Annotated in this window: 18 protein-coding genes; 13 read left to right on the top strand and 5 right to left on the bottom strand. The window is 63.0% G+C overall.

All coding sequences use genetic code 11. The annotated features are described in order from the left end of the window. Positions 1-251 precede the first annotated feature (251 nt). Positions 252-1,565 carry a sugar ABC transporter substrate-binding protein gene (locus tag MUO32_RS20750; RefSeq protein ID WP_257950288.1) on the bottom strand — a complete coding sequence of 438 codons (1,314 nt, stop codon included), beginning with the start codon at positions 1,563-1,565 and terminating at the stop codon, positions 252-254. Positions 1,566-1,746: 181 nt separating this feature from the next. After that, complete coding sequence (locus MUO32_RS20745; RefSeq protein ID WP_257950287.1) at positions 1,747-2,700, bottom strand: sugar-binding transcriptional regulator; 954 nt, start codon at positions 2,698-2,700, stop codon at positions 1,747-1,749. A 255-nt stretch (positions 2,701-2,955) separates the two neighbouring features. Between MUO32_RS20745 and MUO32_RS20740 the strand changes: the two genes are divergently transcribed. Both MUO32_RS20740 and preA read left to right on the top strand, forming a co-directional pair. Further along, positions 2,956-4,317: an NAD(P)-dependent oxidoreductase gene (locus tag MUO32_RS20740; protein WP_257950286.1), complete on the top strand. Its 1,362-nt coding sequence runs from the start codon at positions 2,956-2,958 to the stop codon at positions 4,315-4,317. An 11-nt stretch (positions 4,318-4,328) separates the two neighbouring features. Continuing rightward, positions 4,329-5,642 (top strand): NAD-dependent dihydropyrimidine dehydrogenase subunit PreA, encoded by a 1,314-nt coding sequence (preA, locus tag MUO32_RS20735; RefSeq protein ID WP_257950285.1) that lies wholly within the window; start codon positions 4,329-4,331, stop codon positions 5,640-5,642. A 74-nt stretch (positions 5,643-5,716) separates the two neighbouring features. Here preA and MUO32_RS20730 read toward each other — a convergent pair whose 3' ends face one another. Further along, positions 5,717-6,349: an exopolysaccharide biosynthesis protein gene (locus MUO32_RS20730; protein ID WP_257950284.1), complete on the bottom strand. Its 633-nt coding sequence runs from the start codon at positions 6,347-6,349 to the stop codon at positions 5,717-5,719. A 119-nt stretch (positions 6,350-6,468) separates the two neighbouring features. Here MUO32_RS20730 and MUO32_RS20725 point away from each other — a divergent pair, with 119 nt between their 5' ends. Beyond that, the gene (locus tag MUO32_RS20725; protein WP_257950283.1) at positions 6,469-7,398 is read left to right on the top strand and encodes a DMT family transporter; all 930 of its coding nucleotides are present in this window, start codon (positions 6,469-6,471) and stop codon (positions 7,396-7,398) included. Positions 7,399-7,401: 3 nt separating this feature from the next. Here MUO32_RS20725 and MUO32_RS20720 read toward each other — a convergent pair whose 3' ends face one another. After that, on the bottom strand, positions 7,402-8,052 hold the full coding sequence (locus tag MUO32_RS20720) for a TetR/AcrR family transcriptional regulator (RefSeq protein WP_257950282.1): 651 nt from the start codon (positions 8,050-8,052) through the stop codon (positions 7,402-7,404). 273 nt (positions 8,053-8,325) lie between these two features. On the opposite strand from MUO32_RS20720, the gene MUO32_RS20715 reads away from it, so the two are divergent. The 4 genes from MUO32_RS20715 to MUO32_RS20700 all read left to right on the top strand — a co-directional run bounded on the left by MUO32_RS20715 (position 8,326) and on the right by MUO32_RS20700 (position 11,712). Then, positions 8,326-9,576, top strand: coding sequence for a Zn-dependent hydrolase (locus MUO32_RS20715; RefSeq protein WP_257950281.1), 1,251 nt, complete (start codon positions 8,326-8,328; stop codon positions 9,574-9,576). A gap of 103 nt (positions 9,577-9,679) precedes the next feature. Beyond that, the gene (locus MUO32_RS20710) at positions 9,680-9,874 is read left to right on the top strand and encodes a hypothetical protein (protein ID WP_257950280.1); all 195 of its coding nucleotides are present in this window, start codon (positions 9,680-9,682) and stop codon (positions 9,872-9,874) included. Between the two features lie 9 nt (positions 9,875-9,883). Beyond that, a complete protein-coding gene (gene hydA, locus MUO32_RS20705) occupies positions 9,884-11,338 on the top strand; it encodes a dihydropyrimidinase (protein ID WP_257950279.1) in 1,455 nt (484 codons plus the stop codon). Further along, a complete protein-coding gene (locus MUO32_RS20700; RefSeq protein ID WP_257950278.1) occupies positions 11,335-11,712 on the top strand; it encodes a hypothetical protein in 378 nt (125 codons plus the stop codon). The genes hydA and MUO32_RS20700 overlap by 4 nt, the downstream gene beginning before the upstream one ends. A 26-nt stretch (positions 11,713-11,738) precedes the next feature. Here the strand turns inward: MUO32_RS20700 and MUO32_RS20695 are convergent, their stop codons facing one another. Then, positions 11,739-12,152 (bottom strand): cupin domain-containing protein, encoded by a 414-nt coding sequence (locus tag MUO32_RS20695; RefSeq protein WP_257950277.1) that lies wholly within the window; start codon positions 12,150-12,152, stop codon positions 11,739-11,741. A 125-nt stretch (positions 12,153-12,277) separates the two neighbouring features. Between MUO32_RS20695 and MUO32_RS20690 the strand changes: the two genes are divergently transcribed. The 6 genes from MUO32_RS20690 (at position 12,278) to MUO32_RS20665 (ending at position 17,692) form a co-directional block, all read left to right on the top strand. After that, complete coding sequence (locus tag MUO32_RS20690; RefSeq protein WP_257950276.1) at positions 12,278-13,072, top strand: ABC transporter ATP-binding protein; 795 nt, start codon at positions 12,278-12,280, stop codon at positions 13,070-13,072. Then, entirely contained in the window at positions 13,072-13,407 is a 336-nt protein-coding gene (locus MUO32_RS20685) for a hypothetical protein (protein WP_257950275.1), read from the top strand. The genes MUO32_RS20690 and MUO32_RS20685 overlap by 1 nt, the downstream gene beginning before the upstream one ends. A gap of 3 nt (positions 13,408-13,410) precedes the next feature. Further along, a complete protein-coding gene (locus tag MUO32_RS20680) occupies positions 13,411-14,295 on the top strand; it encodes an ABC transporter permease (RefSeq protein WP_257950274.1) in 885 nt (294 codons plus the stop codon). Next, positions 14,292-15,161 carry an ABC transporter permease gene (locus MUO32_RS20675; protein WP_257950273.1) on the top strand — a complete coding sequence of 290 codons (870 nt, stop codon included), beginning with the start codon at positions 14,292-14,294 and terminating at the stop codon, positions 15,159-15,161. Before MUO32_RS20680 ends, MUO32_RS20675 begins: the two co-directional genes overlap by 4 nt. 24 nt (positions 15,162-15,185) lie before the next feature. After that, complete coding sequence (locus MUO32_RS20670; RefSeq protein ID WP_257950272.1) at positions 15,186-16,178, top strand: ABC transporter substrate-binding protein; 993 nt, start codon at positions 15,186-15,188, stop codon at positions 16,176-16,178. A gap of 353 nt (positions 16,179-16,531) precedes the next feature. Beyond that, entirely contained in the window at positions 16,532-17,692 is a 1,161-nt protein-coding gene (locus MUO32_RS20665; protein ID WP_257950271.1) for an efflux RND transporter periplasmic adaptor subunit, read from the top strand. Positions 17,693-17,729: the final 37 nt, after the last annotated feature.

The following is a 17,729-nucleotide window of genomic DNA, read 5'->3' as shown; positions in this document are numbered from 1 at the left end:
GCGCCAACATCATCCGCGCCAAACCGCGCGTGTTCTCCGTCGCCATTAACATAACCTCCCCGTTTCGCCCGCGGCGTCAGGCCCCGGGCAGGCTTTCCACCCTCCCATCGGATGGAACCCTAGATATTCTCGTCACTGCCTGGATCGTCCGGCGCAGGGTGGCGGCGGGCCGCGCCGCGCCGGAGAGAGCACCCCGGTTTCACGGCTGCCCGGAACGCATTCCGGGCAGCCTGTCCTTGGGGAGGAGGGTGTTACTTGATGTAACCGGCGCGGGTCATTTCACGCGTCGTGACCTGCTGTGCCTGGGCGAGCGCGTCATCGACCGACATCTGACCGGCAAGGGCTGCCGAGAAGAGCTGACCGACCGTCGTGCCAAGTCCCTGGAACTCGGGGATCGCCACGAACTGCACGCCGACATAGGGCACCGGCTTGACGGCCGGGTTCTTCGGGTCGGCGGCGTTGATCGAGTCCAGCGTCATCTTCGCGAAGGGAGCGGCCTTTTCATACTCGGCATTCGCATAGAGCGACGAGCGCGTGCCCGGAGGTACGTTTGCCCAGCCTTCCTTCTCGGCGACGAGCTTGGTGTAGTCCTTGCCTGTCGCCCAGGCGATGAACTTCTCGGCCGAGGCGGTCTTCTGCGAGCCTGCCGGGATGGCGAGGTTCCAGGCCCAGAGCCAGTTGCCGCGCTTGCCGAGACCCGTATCGGGAGCGAGCGCATAGCCGACCTTGTCGGCGACCGTCGATTCCTTCGGGTTGGAGACGAAGGACGCCGCGACCGTGGCGTCGATCCACATGCCGCAATTGCCCTGCTGGAACAGCGCCAGGTTCTCGTTGAAGCCGTTGGAGGACGCGCCCTGCGGGCCGGCGTCGTTCATCAGCTTGACGTACATGTCGAGCGTGTTCTTCCATTCCGGCTGATCGAACTGGGGCGTCCATTTCTCGTCGAACCAGCGCGCGCCGAAGGCATTGGACGTGGCCGTCAGGAAGGCCATGTTCTCGCCCCAGCCGGCCTTGCCGCGAAGGCAGATGCCGTTGATGCCGGCAGCACGGTCGGTCATCTTGCGGGCTGCTTCGCCGATGAACTCCCAGGTCGGGGCGTCGGGCATGGTAAGCCCCGCCTTTTCCATCAGGTCCTTGCGGTACATGACCATCGAGCTTTCGCCGTAGAACGGCGCGGCGTAGAGCTTGCCGTCCTCGCCGGTCAGACCCGAACGGATGGCCGGCAGCAGGTCGTCGACATCGTAGTCGGCGCCGAGATTGTCGAGCGGCACCAGCCAGCCCTGCTTGGCCCAGATCGGAACCTCATAGGTGCCGATCGTCATGATGTCGTACTGGCCGCCCTTCGTCGCGACGTCGGTCGTGACGCGCTCGCGCAGCACGTTCTCCTCGAGTGTGACCCACTCGAGCTGAATGTCCGGGTTCTTGGTTGTGAAATCTTCCGTCAGCCCCTGCATGCGCACCATGTCGCCGTTGTTGACGGTGGCGATGGTCAGCGTTTCGGCATGGGCGAAACCGGCAAGGAGGGCAGCCGAGCTGACGCCCAGCAGAAGGGTTCTCAAATTCATCATCTTCCTCCCAGAAGAGTTATGAGCATTTGCTTCGCTCATGAGCAATTACCCACAGTATGGTGTCAGAAGTCAACGACCAATCGTTGCTGCATCGCACAACGCGCGGCAGCAGCCATTGAATCACATGGGAAATTTCTACGTGGAGAAGGATATTCAGCGGGGGTGCAAAGCCCGCGGATCAGGCCGAAAGCAGATAACGCGCCGTCGCTTCGTCCGTGATGAGGCCGTTGATCATGCGCCCCCGCAGGGCCGAAAGGATAGCGAGATACTTGCGCTTGCCCTTGGCGAGACCGATGACGGTGGTCGTTTCGCGCGGCGGCAGCGGCACGGCGGCGACCCGCTCGTTGATGCTACCTTCGAGCAGTTTGCCGTTGCGGTCGAAAATCCAGCCGCAGATCTCGCCCGCGCCCCCCTCGTCCATCACCTGGCTTACCTCTTCGGGCTTGAGGAAACCGTCAAGGCACAGCGGCGCGTCTTCACCCATCTGCCCGACGCCGACGAAGGCCACATCCGCCTCCCGCCCGAGCTGCAGCGTCGTCTGGACGAGGCTCTGCTTGTGCAACAGATCGCGCTCCTCGGCCGAGGAGACGAGAACCGGCAGCGGCATCGGAAAGTGCCGCGCCTTGATCGCATCGGCCATCGAAAAGATGACGTTGTAGTAGGACGCCGAGCCGTCAGGCCCGATATTGCCGGTCAGCGACATGATGCGGTGCTGCGGACATTCCATCGTCGGCAGCTGATCGATGGCCGCCTTCAGCGTGCGGCCGGTCCCGACGGCAAGCACGATGGGCTCGGATTTCTTCAGCCAACGCTCTATTTCCGCAGCCCCCGCCTCGGCGATACCGATCGTCGTCGAGCTCGAACCGGGGTCGCTCGGCACGATATCGACATGCACGAGGTCGAATTTCTTGCGCAGCGCCTCACCCAGTTCCAGGCATTCGGCGATCGGGTGGTCGAGACGCACCTTGATTAACCGTTCGGCGACAGCGAGTGAAACCAGGCGTTGCGCGGACTGGCGGGAAATGCCCATGGCGGACGCAATCTCGTCCTGCGTTCGACCCGCGACGTAATAGAGCCAGCCGGCCCTTGCCGCATCGTCCAGCCTGCCGGCCGTCTCCGTCCGCTTCGCCATCGTAGTCCCCTTGTTTCCGATGATTTGCTGCATCTTTTCCCGTCACCTGTCAAACGTCATCTGATGGCGCAGCAAGGACAGGTGGGTGCCCATGCTCCTGGCGGCGAGCAAAAAACATAACCAAAAACCTCATGTTTATTTTTGCTGCAAGCACTGAAAAACCAGCATTTTTTCTGAAGTTTTACCGTTTGATAAAAAAATAAAGCTGAGTTACCGTTCTCTTATTCAAAAAGCCCACTCGAATGGGAGATAACTATGGGAACGACGCAATCTGGGATTCATCGGGGGCGTCTTGCGCCAGCCGAATACGAGACCAACTTTTCCGACCTTCACCCGCGCCTCGACGACCATGAGGCGCTGGTCGCAGCCGACCGCTGCTACTTCTGTCATGATGCGCCCTGCATGACGGCCTGTCCGACCTCCATCGACATTCCGCTGTTCATCCGCCAGATCTCGACGGGCAACCCGATCGGCTCGGCCAAGACCATCTTCGACCAGAACATTCTCGGCGGCATGTGTGCCCGCGTCTGTCCCACCGAAACGCTCTGCGAACAGGCTTGCGTGCGCAACACCGCCGAGCACCGCCCCGTCGAGATCGGCCGCCTGCAGCGTTACGCCACCGACGTCGCAATGACCGAGAACAAGCATTTCTATGAACGTGCCGCGCGCACCGGCAAGGCAATCGCCGTCGTCGGCGCCGGCCCGGCGGGCCTCGCCTGCGCGCATCGTCTCGCCATGGATGGCCATGACGTCGTGATCTTCGAGGCACGCGAAAAGGCCGGCGGCCTCAACGAATACGGCATCGCCACCTACAAGGCGGTCGATGACTTCGCTCAAGCGGAAGTCGACTATGTGCTCGCCATCGGCGGCATCGAAGTGAAAAACGGCCTGAAGCTCGGTCGCGATTTCACGCTCGCCGACCTCACCGCCAATTTCGACGCCGTCTTCCTCGGCATGGGGCTATCAGGCGTCAATGCGCTTGGTGCGGAAGGCGAGAATCTGGCCGGTGTCTCCGATGCCATCGATTTCATCGCGGAGTTGCGCCAGGCGGCGGACAAGGCGACCGTCCCCGTCGGTCGGCGCGTCGTCGTCATCGGCGGCGGCATGACGGCCATCGATGCCGCCATTCAGGCTAAGCTGCTCGGCGCCGAGGAGGTGACGATCTGCTACCGCCGCGGCAAGGAGCATATGAACGCCTCGACCTTCGAGCAGGACCTTGCCGCCTCCAAGGGCGTGATGATCCGCCACTGGCTGCAGCCGAAGCGCGTGATTGCCCGTGACGGCCACGTCGCCGGCATCGAGATGGAATATACCGAAATGCAGGACGGCAAGCTCGTCGGTACCGGCGAGACTGGCGTTCTGACCGCCGACCAGATCTTCAAGGCCATCGGCCAGACCTTCGAAGCGGCCGGCCTCGGCTCCCTCGCGCTGGCAGGCGGCCGCATCGCCATCGACAGTGAAGGCCGCACCTCCATCGCCAATGTCTGGGCGGGTGGAGACTGCGTGAAGGCCGGCGAGGACCTGACGGTCACCTCCGTCGCCCAGGGCCGCGACGCGGCCGATTCGATCAACCGCATGCTGGCCGCCGGTGCGCAGCCGGCCTCTGCCGTCGCTTGAGGAGATGAGACATGGCTGATCTTCGCAACAACTTCGTCGGCATCAAATCGCCCAATCCGTTCTGGCTCGCCTCCGCACCGCCGACCGACAAGGCCTACAATGTCGAGCGCGCCTTCAAGGCGGGCTGGGGCGGCGTGGTCTGGAAGACGCTCGGCGAGGAAGGCCCGCCGGTCGTCAACGTCAACGGTCCGCGCTATGGCGCGATCTGGGGCGCAGACCGCCGCCTGCTCGGCTTGAACAACATCGAACTGATCACCGACCGCGACCTCTACACCAACCTGCGCGAAATGAAGCAGGTCAAGATGAACTGGCCGGACCGGGCGCTGATCGCCTCGATCATGGTGCCCTGCGAGGAGGAGAGCTGGAAGGCGATCCTGCCGCTGGTGGAAGAGACCGGCGCCGACGGCATCGAGCTCAACTTCGGCTGTCCGCACGGCATGTCCGAGCGCGGCATGGGTGCCGCCGTCGGCCAGGTGCCGGAATATATCGAAATGGTCGTGCGCTGGTGCAAGCAGTATACCCGCATGCCCGTCATCACCAAGCTGACGCCCAACATCACCGACGTCCGCAAGCCGGCCCGCGCCGCCAAGGCCGGCGGCACCGATGCCGTGTCGCTGATCAACACGATCAACTCGATCGTCTCCGTCGACCTCGACAATTTCGCTCCGAACCCGACCGTCGGCGGCAAGGGAACCCACGGTGGCTATTGCGGCCCGGCGGTAAAACCCATCGCGCTCAACATGGTCGCCGAGATCGCCCGCGATCCGGAAACCTACGGCCTGCCGATCTCGGGCATCGGCGGCGTCACGACATGGCGCGACGCGGCGGAATTCCTGGTGCTGGGCGCGGGTAACGTGCAGGTCTGCACGGCCGCCATGACCTATGGCTTCAAGATCGTCGAGGAGATGATCACGGGCCTGTCGAGCTGGATGGACGCCAAGGGTCATCGCAATCTCGACGATATCTGCGGCCGCGCCGTGCCGAACGTCACGGACTGGCAATATCTCAACCTCAACTACATCGCCAAGGCGCAGATCGACCAGGATGCCTGCATCAAGTGCGGTCGCTGCCACATCGCCTGCGAGGACACCTCGCACCAGGCGATTACGCAGTTCGTCGATGGCGTCAGGCACTTCGAAGTGATGGAGGACGAGTGCGTCGGCTGCAATCTCTGCGTCAACGTCTGCCCCGTCGAGAACTGCATCACCATGGTCGGCCTCGAGCCCGGCACGCTCGACCAGCGCACAGGCAAGACGGTCGATCCGAACTACGCCAACTGGACGACCCACCCGAACAACCCGATGGCCAAGCAGGCCGCGGAATAAACGAAAGGCCGGGGCAAGCCCCGGCCTTTTCGCTTTCATCCTGCATCGCGCCGCCTCGAAAGCGGCGCCGGGCCTCACCCGAGGAAACTGTTGCCGGCGCTGTAGGCAAGGAAAGCCAACGCGGCAAAATAAACGATCGTCAGCACCACCATCACGTAGCCCGCGAGCACGATCAGGCCGTCTCGCTGCGAAATGCCGGCGGCAAGCAGCAGGATGGCGACACCCGGCAGGGTGTTGGAGAACGGAATGAGCCCAAGTGGCGCCATGAGCAGAATGCCCGCCCCCATCAGGACGAGGCCGTTGACGCGGTTCATGACGGCACCCGTCGTAAGACCTGTCATGCGCGGCTTGAAGAAGCGATCGATCTTGCGCAGGAAGGTGACGCCGCGCTCCAGCACCGGCCGCAGCTTGCTGCTCTCGAGCCGCCGATCGGCAACCTTTGCCGGCAGCCAGGGCAGGCGGTTGAGCGTGATGGCCGCACTGATCAGCACGATACCGGCACCGAACACCGTCGAAACGCCGGGAATGGAAACCGGGAACAGGAAGGGCAGCGACAGGAACGCGCACAGGAGCAGAAGGCCGCTTTCACCCATCATCGCCAGGAGGTCGCGCAGCGTGATGTGCTCGCCCTTGATCGCGTGAATGATGTCCTCGAGCAATTCGCTCGTCTTGCGGTCGGTATCCTTGAAGCCGATGGCCGTGGTCATTGCATGTCCTTTGTTAGGTCGCCGGGATATGAGGGGCGATTGCGGCAATCCTGTGGGGTGGCGCGCCGACACGCACCGGTCTATGACCATGCCGCGCCGCAGACAATAGGATGATTTTCTTGACGAAACGTATGCCGGCCCGGGCGGGCCTTTCCGTTCATGCCAAGGGCCGTGAAAAGCTCAAGGGGCATCTCGCCATGCTGCTTTTCGCGGTGCTGATCGCCGGCTCCTTCTCCTTCGGCGGTCTGGCGGCGCGCAGCATGGACGCCGAGCCGCTGACACTCTGGCGCTACATCATGACCATCGTCGTCATGGCCGTGCTCGCCTTCGGCGCCTTCAGGGTCCCGGCCGTCTGGCCGCGAGAAATCTGGCGCTTCCTCGTGCTCGGCGGCCTCATCGCGATCTACATGCTCACCATGTTCACAGCGCTGGAATTCACAAGTCCCATCGCCACCGGCGCGGTCTTCACGCTGATGCCGTTGCTGAGCGCCGGCTTCGCCCTGCCCTTGCTCGGCCAGAAGACGCGCCCCGGCGTGCTGGCCGGCCTCGTCATCGCCGCCGCCGGCGCCGTCTGGGTGGTGTTTCGCGGCGATATCGCCGCCATCCTCGCCTTCGATGTCGGCACCGGCGAAGTAATCTTCTTCTTCGGCGTCATCTGCCATGCGCTTTATGTGCCGTTGATCCGCCGCTTCGATCGCGGCGAGCCCGCGGTCGCCTTCGGCTTCTGGGTCACCGCCGGCGCCACGGTCTGGTTGATCGCGCCGGGCATCCGCGGCCTCGTCCAGACCGATTTCTCCGCCCTGCCGCTCGCCGTCTACGCCTCCGTCACCTATCTCGCGGTCGTCACGACGGCCGGCACCTTTCTGCTCCTGCAATATGCCTCGATGCGCCTGCCCGCCCCGAAAGTGCTGGGCTACGGCTATCTCACGCCGAGTTTCATCATCCTGCTCGAAGGCGTTCTGGGCCACGGCTGGGCAAGCCTTCCGGTTCTCGCCGGCGCGTTGATCACGGCATGCGGTCTCGCGCTTATGGCCTTCCTGCCGGACTGACCGTCAGCCCGGCTGCTCGCTGACATGCAGGCCGCCGAGGAAAAGCTGCTCAAGGAAGCGTGCCGCATCCTCGAACCGCCCCTCGCCGGCCTGATCCTGCCCGAGCACGGCGCGCACCTGCACGTCGAAGTCGGCATAGTGCTGGGTCGTGGACCAGATCGAGAAGATCAGGTGATAGGGATCGCATTTGGCGATCTTGCCCGCCTTCGCCCAGCTGCGGATGACCTCGGCCTTTTCGTCGACGAGCGATTTCAGCGGGCCTTTCAATTCATCTTCGATATTGGGCGCACCCTGCAGGATTTCATTGGCGAAAAGCCGGCTTTCACGCGGAAAATCCCGCGCCATCTCGAGCTTGCGCCTGATATAGCTGCGGATTTCCGAAACGGGATTTCCCTGTGCGTCGAACTCGCGCAACGGATCGAGCCAGGTGTCGAGCACGCGGGTGATCAGCGCCCGGTGCATCGTCTCCTTGGTACGGAAGTAATAGAGCAGGTTGGGCTTCGACATGCCGGCCACTTCGGCGATCTGGTCCACGGTCGCCCCGCGAAACCCGTGCAGCGAAAAAACCTCCAGCGCGGCCTCGAGGATCTGCTCCTCCTTCGCCTCCTGGATGCGCGTGCGCCGCTGTGTTCTGGCCGCCCTTGGTAGTGCCATCTTGCCCCCTCGACGCTTTCCACAATCAGGAAAAGTGCCGCCAAATTCACCAGTTTAACCAGCCGCCATTTTCTTGGGCGAGACCTCAAGGTTTTTGGTTTTTCGGCTTGAGTGCCGCAACGGAAGCTGTAATGTTTACCAACCGGTCAAATTATCAGGCAGTTGTCAAGTAAAGGCAACTGCTGAGTCGGACAGGCGCAAAACAAACAGAGCGTCGCCACCGGTGGGAACAGATTGAGGCTTTCAAAGCCCGAAGACGTGGGAGCATACGACATGGCCGCACCCGGCGAGAACATGCGCGTCAACGCGGACCGCCTGTGGGACACCCTCATGGACATGGCGAAGATCGGCCCCGGCATTGCCGGTGGCAACAATCGCCAGACCCTGACCGATTCAGACGCCGAAGGCCGCCGCCTCTTCCAGACCTGGTGCGAGGGTGCCGGCCTTTCGATGGGCGTCGACACCATGGGCAACATGTTCATGACGCGCGAGGGTTCGGACCCCGATGCCCTGCCCGTCTATATCGGCTCGCATCTCGATACCCAGCCGACCGGCGGCAAATATGACGGCGTGCTCGGCGTGCTCGCCGGCCTCGAAGTCATCCGCTCGCTGAACGATCTCGGCATCAAGACGAAGCATCCGATCGTCGTCACCAACTGGACGAACGAGGAAGGCGCGCGCTTCGCGCCCGCCATGCTCGCCTCCGGCGTCTTTGCCGGCGTGCACGGCCAGGATTACGCCTATGGCCGCAAAGACCCCGAAGGCAAGAGCTTCGGCGACGAGCTGAAGCGCATCGGCTGGGTCGGTGACGAGACGGTCGGCGCGCGAAAAATGCACGCCTATTTCGAATATCACATCGAGCAGGGCCCGATCCTCGAGGCCGAGGGCAAGGATATCGGCGTCGTCACGCACTGTCAGGGCTTGTGGTGGCTGGAATTCACGCTGACCGGCCGCGAGGCACATACCGGCTCGACGCCGATGAACCTGCGCGTCAATGCCGGCCTTGCGATGGCGCGCATCCTCGAAATGGTGCAGACGGTCGCGATGGAAAACCAGCCGGGTGCCGTGGGCGGTGTCGGCCAGGTGTTCTTCTCGCCGAATTCACGCAACGTGCTGCCCGGCAAGGTCGTCTTCACCGTCGACATCCGCTCGCCCGACCAGAAGAAACTCGACGGCATGCGCGCCCGCATCGAGGCGGAAGCGCCGAAGATTTGCGACGCGCTCGGCGTGGGCTGTTCCGTCGAGGCCGTCGGCCATTTCGATCCCGTCACCTTCGATCCGACACTGGTCTCGGCCGTGCGCAAGGCAGCGGAAGACCTCGGCTACAGTCACATGAACCTCATATCCGGCGCCGGTCACGACGCCTGCTGGGCCGCCAAGGTCGCGCCTGCCACGATGATCATGTGCCCCTGCGTCGGCGGCCTTTCGCACAACGAGGCGGAGGACATTTCGAAGGAATGGGCCGCTGCGGGCGCGGACGTGCTGCTGCATGCGGTGATCGAGACGGCGGGGATTGCGGAATAGATGAAGCCGTCAGGCCGATGCATGCCTGACGTTTTTAGCCAGAGATATTTCAACGAAACAGGCCTCCCGCCGGGCTGGTCTGACCTTATCGGGGAGAGACAGCATGGCAAGCAAATCTGTAACGTTCACTTTTACCGGACCAAAAGCAGAAGAAGCCGCCGAGACGCTCTGGGACCAATACCTGGACGGCGGTTTGAATGAGGAAATCGAAAGCCGGCTGCTTCAACAGGGCATCGGCGAGACGGAATACAACTGGGATACCGATACCCGCACGATCACCATTTCCACAAAGCGGTAGGAAATTGCAATGAGCACAGTCATCAAGGGCGGAACCATTGTTACGGCCGACCTCACCTACACCGCAGACGTCAAGATCGAGGGCGGTCGGATCGTCGAGATCGGCCCCAACCTCTCAGGCGACGAGGTGCTGGATGCGGCGGGCTGTTATGTCATGCCTGGTGGCATCGATCCGCATGTGCATCTCGAAATGCCCTTCATGGGCACCTATTCGGCCGACGATTTCGAAAGCGGCACGCGCGCCGGCCTTGCTGGCGGCACGACCATGGTGGTGGATTTCTGCCTGCCCGATCCCGGACAGTCTCTGCTCGATGCACTGAAGCGCTGGGACAACAAGTCGACCCGCGCCAATTGCGACTATTCCTTCCACATGTCCGTCACCTGGTGGGGCGAGCAGGTCTTCAACGAGATGAAGGCCGTCGTGGAGGAGAAAGGTATCAACACCTTCAAGCACTTCATGGCCTACAAGGGCGCGTTGATGGTGAACGACGACGAGATGTTCGCCTCGTTCCAGCGTTGCGCCGCGCTCGGCGCGCTGCCGCTCGTCCATGCGGAAAACGGCGACGTGGTCGCCGCCATGCAGTCGAAGCTGATGGACGAAGGCAACAACGGGCCAGAGGGACACGCCTATTCCCGGCCGCCCTCCGTCGAGGGCGAGGCGACGAACCGCGCGATCATCATCGCCGACATGGCAGGCGCCCCGCTCTATGTCGTGCACACCTCCTGCGAACAGGCGCATGAAGCCATTCGCCGCGCCCGGCAGAACGGCATGCGGGTCTATGGCGAACCGCTGATCCAGCACCTGACGCTCGACGAGAGCGAATATTTCAACAAGGACTGGGACCACGCCGCCCGCCGCGTCATGAGCCCGCCCTTCCGCAACAAGCAGCACCAGGATTCGCTCTGGGCCGGCCTTGCGAGCGGTTCGCTGCAGGTGGTGGCAACCGACCATTGCGCCTTCACCACCGACCAGAAGCGCACGGGTGCGGGCGATTTCCGCAAAATCCCGAACGGCACCGGCGGCCTGGAAGACCGCATGCCGATGCTCTGGACCAACGGCGTCAACACCGGCCGCCTGACCATGAACGAGTTCGTGGCCGTGACCTCCACCAATATCGCAAAGATCCTCAACGTCTATCCGAGGAAGGGCGCGATCCTCGTCGGCGCCGATGCGGATATCGTCGTCTGGGACCCGAAGCGCTCCAAGACCATCTCCGCCAAGAGCCAGCAATCCTCGATCGACTACAATGTCTTCGAGGGCAAGCAGGTCGTGGGCCTGCCGCGCTACACCTTGACGCGCGGCGTTGTCGCTATCGAAGAGGGCACAGTGAAGACGCGCGAGGGCCACGGCCAGTTCGTCAAGCGCGAGCCCTTCACGGCGGTCAACAGGGCGCTATCGACCTGGAAGGAAATCACCGCGCCGCGCAAGGTGGAGCGCAGCGGTATTCCGGCGAGCGGCGTATGAGACACGCCGGCCGCTTTCTCCCCACCCTACTTCTGGGCTTTGCTTTCGCGGGCACGGCGGGGGCGGCGGCCGATATCGTCGATGGCAGCTATGGCAATGCCGAGGGCTGCCATTATTCAAAAACCGGTGAATCCTCCGGCGCCGACGTCTTCTTCCTGCTGAACAAGGAGGGCGTCACCACGGCCGCCTCCTATTGCGAGTTCAAGGGCACCAGTAAGGTCGGCGGCGCCACCATCGTGAAAGCCGAGTGCAGCGAAGAGGGCATGACGGAAACGACGCCCCACGAGCTGACGCTGACACACGACAATGGCGGCTACACGATCAGCTTTCCCGATGGCACGCGTTGGGGGCCGCTGACGCGATGCAAGAAGTGAGTGTCACGCATCCGGCATACCGGTCTTCAAGCCGGAACCAGCGCCTCGAGATGCGGCAGAAGCACCACGCTCTCCTGCTCGTGGGGATCTGTCCGGGCGATAACGGCAGATGCCGGCTCACCGGAAAGATTGGCAGGCAGATGCGGCATACCGGCGGGAATGTAGAACATCTCACCCGCCTTGACGATGATGTGGTTCTCCAGCCGCTCGCCATACCAGGTATGCGCCTCTCCGGAGAGCATGTAGATCGCCGTCTCGTGGCGCTCATGCATGTGGGCCTTCGCTCGTCCGCCCGGCGGGATCGTCAGAAGATGCATGCAGATGCCGGAAGCCCCCACGCTCTCGCGGGCAATGCCCTCGAAATAGCTGAACCCCTGCTTGCCGTCATAGGTGCTGCCCGGACGCACGATCCGGCATTCGGCTTTCATTTCACCCGTCATTTTCATGTCCCCCGAAAGAATTCCGTGCCCAAAGTGATACCGCAGACAATGCCGATTGCAATGCCGGGAAGGGACATGCAGTCTGCCGAAAACCGCGCCGCGCGAGGCGCCGAAAGATGATGAGCATGGCCCCAGCGAATACCGTCGTCTCCGCAAAGGATCTCGGCCTCACTTTCCAGACCGCCGATGGCCCTGTCACTGCGCTGACCGGTGTCAATCTCAATGTCGAAAAGGGTGATTTCGTCTCTTTCATCGGCCCGTCGGGCTGCGGCAAGACGACCTTTCTGCGCGTCATCGCCGATCTCGAAAAGCCGACCTCCGGCACGATCACCGTCAACGGCCTCACGCCGGAAGAAGCCCGCAGGCAGCGCGCCTATGGCTATGTCTTCCAGGCTGCCGCCCTCTATCCCTGGCGTACGATCGAGAAGAACATCGCGCTTCCGCTGGAAATCATGGGTTACTCGAAAGCCGACCAGCAGGCGCGCATCGCGCGCACGCTCGACCTCGTCAATCTCACCGGTTTCGACAAGAAGTACCCGTGGCAGCTCTCCGGCGGCATGCAGCAGCGCGCCTCCATTGCGCGTGCACTGGCCTTCGACGCCGATCTTCTGCTGATGGACGAACCCTTCGGCGCGCTCGACGAGATCGTGCGCGATCATCTCAACGAGCAGCTCCTCGAGCTCTGGGCACGCACCAACAAGACGATCTGTTTCGTCACGCATTCGATCCCGGAAGCCGTCTACCTTTCGACGAAGATCGTCGTCATGAGCCCGCGCCCCGGCCGCGTCACCGATATCATCGAATCCCCCTTGCCCAGGGAACGCCCGCTCGGCATTCGCGAGACACCGGAATTCCTCGAAATCGCCCACCGCGTGCGCGAGGGCCTGCGTGCCGGCCACAGCTACGAGGAGCACGCCTGATGAAGCTCTCCTACATGCTCTGGCTGTTCGGTGCGACCGCCGTCTTCATTGGCGCGGCAACCTCTTCGCGCGCCTATGTCGGCACCACGAACATCCTCTATCTCCTGCTCTCCATGGCGCTCTACATCGTCGGCAACCTGATGATGCTGAAGCTGATGCGGGAGGGTGGGCTCGGGCTTGCCATCTCACTTTCCGCCATCACCCAGCTGTTGCTGATCAACGTCATCGCCTTCATCTTCTTCGGAGAGCGGTTGAGCAGCACGCAACTTGCCGGGGTCGGCCTCGGCATCCTTGCCATGGGGCTGATGCTGATGCCGACCACGGCGCGGAGCTGAGCCATGGGAGAGGCAAGTTTTCTCAAAGACCGCCTTCTTCCCGTCGGCACCGTCGTGCTCGCCCTGCTTGCCCTCTGGTATGTCTTCGTCGTGGTGCTGAATACGCCCTTCGAGCGCGACACCGCCGCACGCGCAGGAACGACGATCAGCTTCACCGAATTGCTGCCGAAGACGATGGCGCAGGAACGGCCCGTTCTGCCGGCACCGCACCAGGTTTTCGCTGAACTCTGGGACACGACCTTCAACAAGGCGATCACCTCGAAGCGCAGCCTGGTCTACCACGCCTGGGTTACGCTCTCGGCAACCTTGATGGGCTTCGGCATGGGCGGCGTGCTCGGCATCCTCCTCGCCATCGCCATCGTGCACAACCGCGCCATGGACCGGTCGCTGATGCCCTGGGTCATCGCCAGCCAGACGATCCCCATCCTCGCCATCGCCCCGATGATCATCGTCGTGCTGAACGCCGTGGGTGTTTCCGGCCTGATGCCCAAGGCGCTGATCTCGACCTATCTGTCCTTCTTCCCGGTTGTCGTCGGCATGGTGAAGGGCTTGCGCAGTCCCGAGCAGATCCAGCTCGACCTGATGCACACCTACAATGCCTCCGCCGCCCAGACCTTCTGGAAGCTGCGCTGGCCCTCCTCCATGCCTTACCTCTTCACGTCGCTGAAGGTGGCGATCGCCATCTCGCTCGTCGGCGCCATCGTCGGCGAACTGCCGACCGGCGCCGTCGCGGGCCTCGGCGCGCGCCTGCTGGCCGGATCCTACTACGGCCAGACGGTGCAGATCTGGGCGGCGCTCTTCATGGCGGCGGCGGTTGCCGCGCTGCTCGTCATCGTCGTCGGCTTCGCCCACACCCTCGTACTCAAGCGCATGGGGGCACGGGCATGAACCTTTCCATTCTCTTTGCGGCCATCGTCTTCTGGCTCGCCGCCTGGGCCTTCAACGAATGGCTGGTTCGCCGCAAATTCCTGAGCCCCGCGGCCGACCGCGCGGCGCGTATCGCCGTGCCGCTGATCTTCGGCGCGACCATTCTCGTGCTGTGGGAAGGCATCGTGCGCGGCTTCAACGTGCCCTCCGTGCTGCTGCCGCCGCCGAGCATGATCTGGGCCCGGCTGATCAGCTCGCTGCCGACGCTCTGGGCGGATTTCCGCCAGACATTCCTGAAATCCGTGATCACGGGCTATGCGCTCGGCTGCGGCCTCGGCTTTCTCGTCGCCATCCTCATCGACCGCTCGCCCTTCCTGCAGAAGGGCCTGCTGCCGCTCGGCAATTTCGTCTCGGCGCTGCCGGTCATCGGCGTCGCCCCTATCATGGTCATGTGGTTCGGCTTCGACTGGCAATCCAAGGTTGCCGTCGTCGTCATCATGACCTTCTTCCCCATGCTGGTGAACACCGTCTCGGGTCTCGCCGCGACAAGCCACATGGAACGCGACCTGATGCGCACCTATGCCGCAGACTGGTTCCAGACGTTGGTCAAGCTCAGGCTTCCCGCCGCCTGGCCCTTCATCTTCAATGCACTCAAGATCAACTCCACGCTCGCGCTCATCGGCGCCATCGTGGCGGAATTCTTCGGAACCCCCATCGTCGGCATGGGCTTCCGGATTTCCACGGAAGTGGGCCGCATGAATGTCGACATGGTCTGGGCCGAAATCGCGGTTGCCGCGGTGGCTGGCTCCGCCTTCTACGGGGCGGTTGCGCTCATCGAGCGGATCGTCACGTTCTGGCATCCGTCTGTCCGCGGTGGACAGGCGTAAAACAAAGAAAAAGAGGGAACTGACATGAAAAAGACGATTGCATCGATGTTGCTGGCAAGCGCCTTCTCGCTTGCCGCGTTCCAGGCCGAAGCCGCAGACAAGGTGACACTCCAGCTGAAATGGGTGACCCAGGCCCAGTTCGGCGGCTACTATGTCGCCAAGGACAAGGGGTTCTACGAGGAGGAAGGCCTCGACGTCGAAATCAAGCCGGGTGGACCTGACATCGCTCCCGCGCAGGTGATCGCCGGCGGTGGCGCCGACGTTATCGTCGACTGGATGCCGTCAGCGCTCGCCACCCGCGAAAAGGGCGTGGCGCTCGTCAACATCGCCCAGCCGTTCAAATCCTCGGGCATGATGCTGACCTGCCTGAAGGAATCCGGCGTCAAGGGTCCGGAAGACTTCAAGGGCAAGACGCTCGGCGTCTGGTTCTTCGGCAACGAATACCCCTTCCTCTCCTGGATGAGCCACCTGAAAATCCCGACCGATGGCGGGCCGGAAGGCGTGACCGTGCTCAAGCAGGGCTTCAACGTCGATCCGCTGATCCAGAAGCAGGCCGCCTGCATCTCCACCATGACCTATAACGAATACGGTCAGGTTCTCGATGCCGGCATCAAGCCGGAGGACCTCGTGACCTTCAAGTACGAGGATCAGGGCGTCGCCACGCTGGAAGACGGCCTCTACGTGCTGGAAGACAAGCTCAAGGACCCGGCCTTCAAGGAAAAGATGGTCAAGTTCGTGCGCGCTTCCATGAAGGGCTGGAAATATGCCGAGGAGCATCCGGACGAAGCCGCTGGCATCGTTCTTGAGAACGACTCGACCGGCGCGCAGACCGAAGCCCACCAGAAGCGCATGATGGGCGAAGTCGCCAAGCTGACCGCCGGCTCCAACGGCGCGCTCGACGAGGCGGATTACAAGCGCACCGTCGCTTCGCTGCTCGCCGGCGGCTCCGACCCCGTCATCTCCAAGGAGCCGGTAGGCGCCTGGACGCATGAGGTCACCGACGAAGCGCTGAAGTAGTCGCATCGCCAAACGACATCGACGTGCGGGGCCCCGGCTCCGCACGTTTTGTTTTGGGCGCCAAAACTGCGGCGTCCTGTCGCGATTGCCATGGAAAAGCCAAACGCATAAAATAATGAGGCACCATTCCGTTACCTCTTGTAAGGCTGACGGGCGCCAATTACATAGACCGCACAGTGGGAAACCTGGGAGAGGCCGGCATTGCCGTTTCCGTGTCCGCCATACTGGCAGGAATAGATCCGGAAAATCAAAAAGAACGCCCGGATCAAGATCATACAAGTCATGCTTTTGGGAAAGTTCGGCCTATGGCTTCTGGACACAGGAAAGTTCTCTCTTTTTCCGTCGCGGTTTTCATGACGGTCACGCCGGTCGTTGCCTTTGCCGCCGATGCGGCAACCCAGACCGGCGAAACGCAGCAGCAGACCCAGAATCTTCCGGCAATCGTCGTCAGCGCCGCCGAGGCGCGCACCATCGTCGACCGCGTCATCGCGACCGGCACGGTGCAGGCGGTCGAGGAAGTCTATGTGGTGCCGCTGGTCGATGGCCTCTCCATCCGCACGCTGGCCGCCGATGTCGGCGACACGGTCAAGGCGGAGGGCACGCTCGCCACGCTGAACGACGACACCCTCGTGCTGCAGAGAAGTCAGAACGAGGCTTCGCTGGCCAAGGCGAAGGCCGCGCTGGAGCAGATCAAGGCGCAGCTCGTCGAGGCCAAGGCCAACGCCGATGAAACCGTTCGGGTTCGTGACCGCGCCTTGAAGCTTGTCAAATCCGGCTCACAGTCGCAGGCATCGGCCGATCAGGCGGTTGCATCGGCTGATGCGGCGCTGGCCCGCGTCAACTCCGCCGAACAGGCGGTCGCCGTCTCGGAGGCCGACATCAAGGTGGCGGAAACCCAGATCGACGACATCGCCCTGAAGTTGGCGCGAACCGCCGTGAAGTCGCCGGTTGCAGGTGTCGTTTCCGCCCGCACGGCCAAGGTCGGTGCGATCGCCAGCGGCGCCGGTTCGCCGCTCTTCACCGTCATCCGTGACGGCGAGATCGAGCTGAAAGCCGATGTCTCGGAAGATACCGTGCTCAAGCTCGCATCCGGCCAGAAGGCGACGGTCAAGCTTGCCGGCGGCGCTGCGTCCCTCACGGGCACGATCCGACTCGTCGAGCCGACGCTCGACCCGCAAAGCCGCCTCGGCCGCGTCTATATCCGCTTCGACGAGCCGGGCAAGGCTCGCGCCGGCATGTTCGCCAGCGCCGAGATCGTCGTTGAGGAGCGCGAAGGCATCGTGCTGCCGCTCTCGGCGATCACGACTTCCGATGGCAAGACGGTAGCCCGCAAGGTCGAGAATGGCGTCGTCAAACTGGTTTCGGTCGAGACCGGCATCCAGGACGGCCAGGTCATCGAGATCGTCAGCGGCCTTGCGGCCGGTGACGAGGTGGTGGCCAAGGCCGGCGCCTATGTGCGCGATGGCGACAAGGTCAACCCGGTGCATGCCGAACAGGCCTCGGCGACGAAATGACGTGAAGGCGCCGCTGCGGCGGCGTGAATGCCGGGCG

This window comes from Shinella sp. CPCC 101442 (assembly GCF_024704725.1).
Taxonomy (GTDB): Bacteria; Pseudomonadota; Alphaproteobacteria; order Rhizobiales; family Rhizobiaceae; genus Shinella.
The sequence above is the reverse complement of the archived record's forward strand: the minus strand, read 5'-3'. Positions and strand labels throughout refer to the sequence as shown.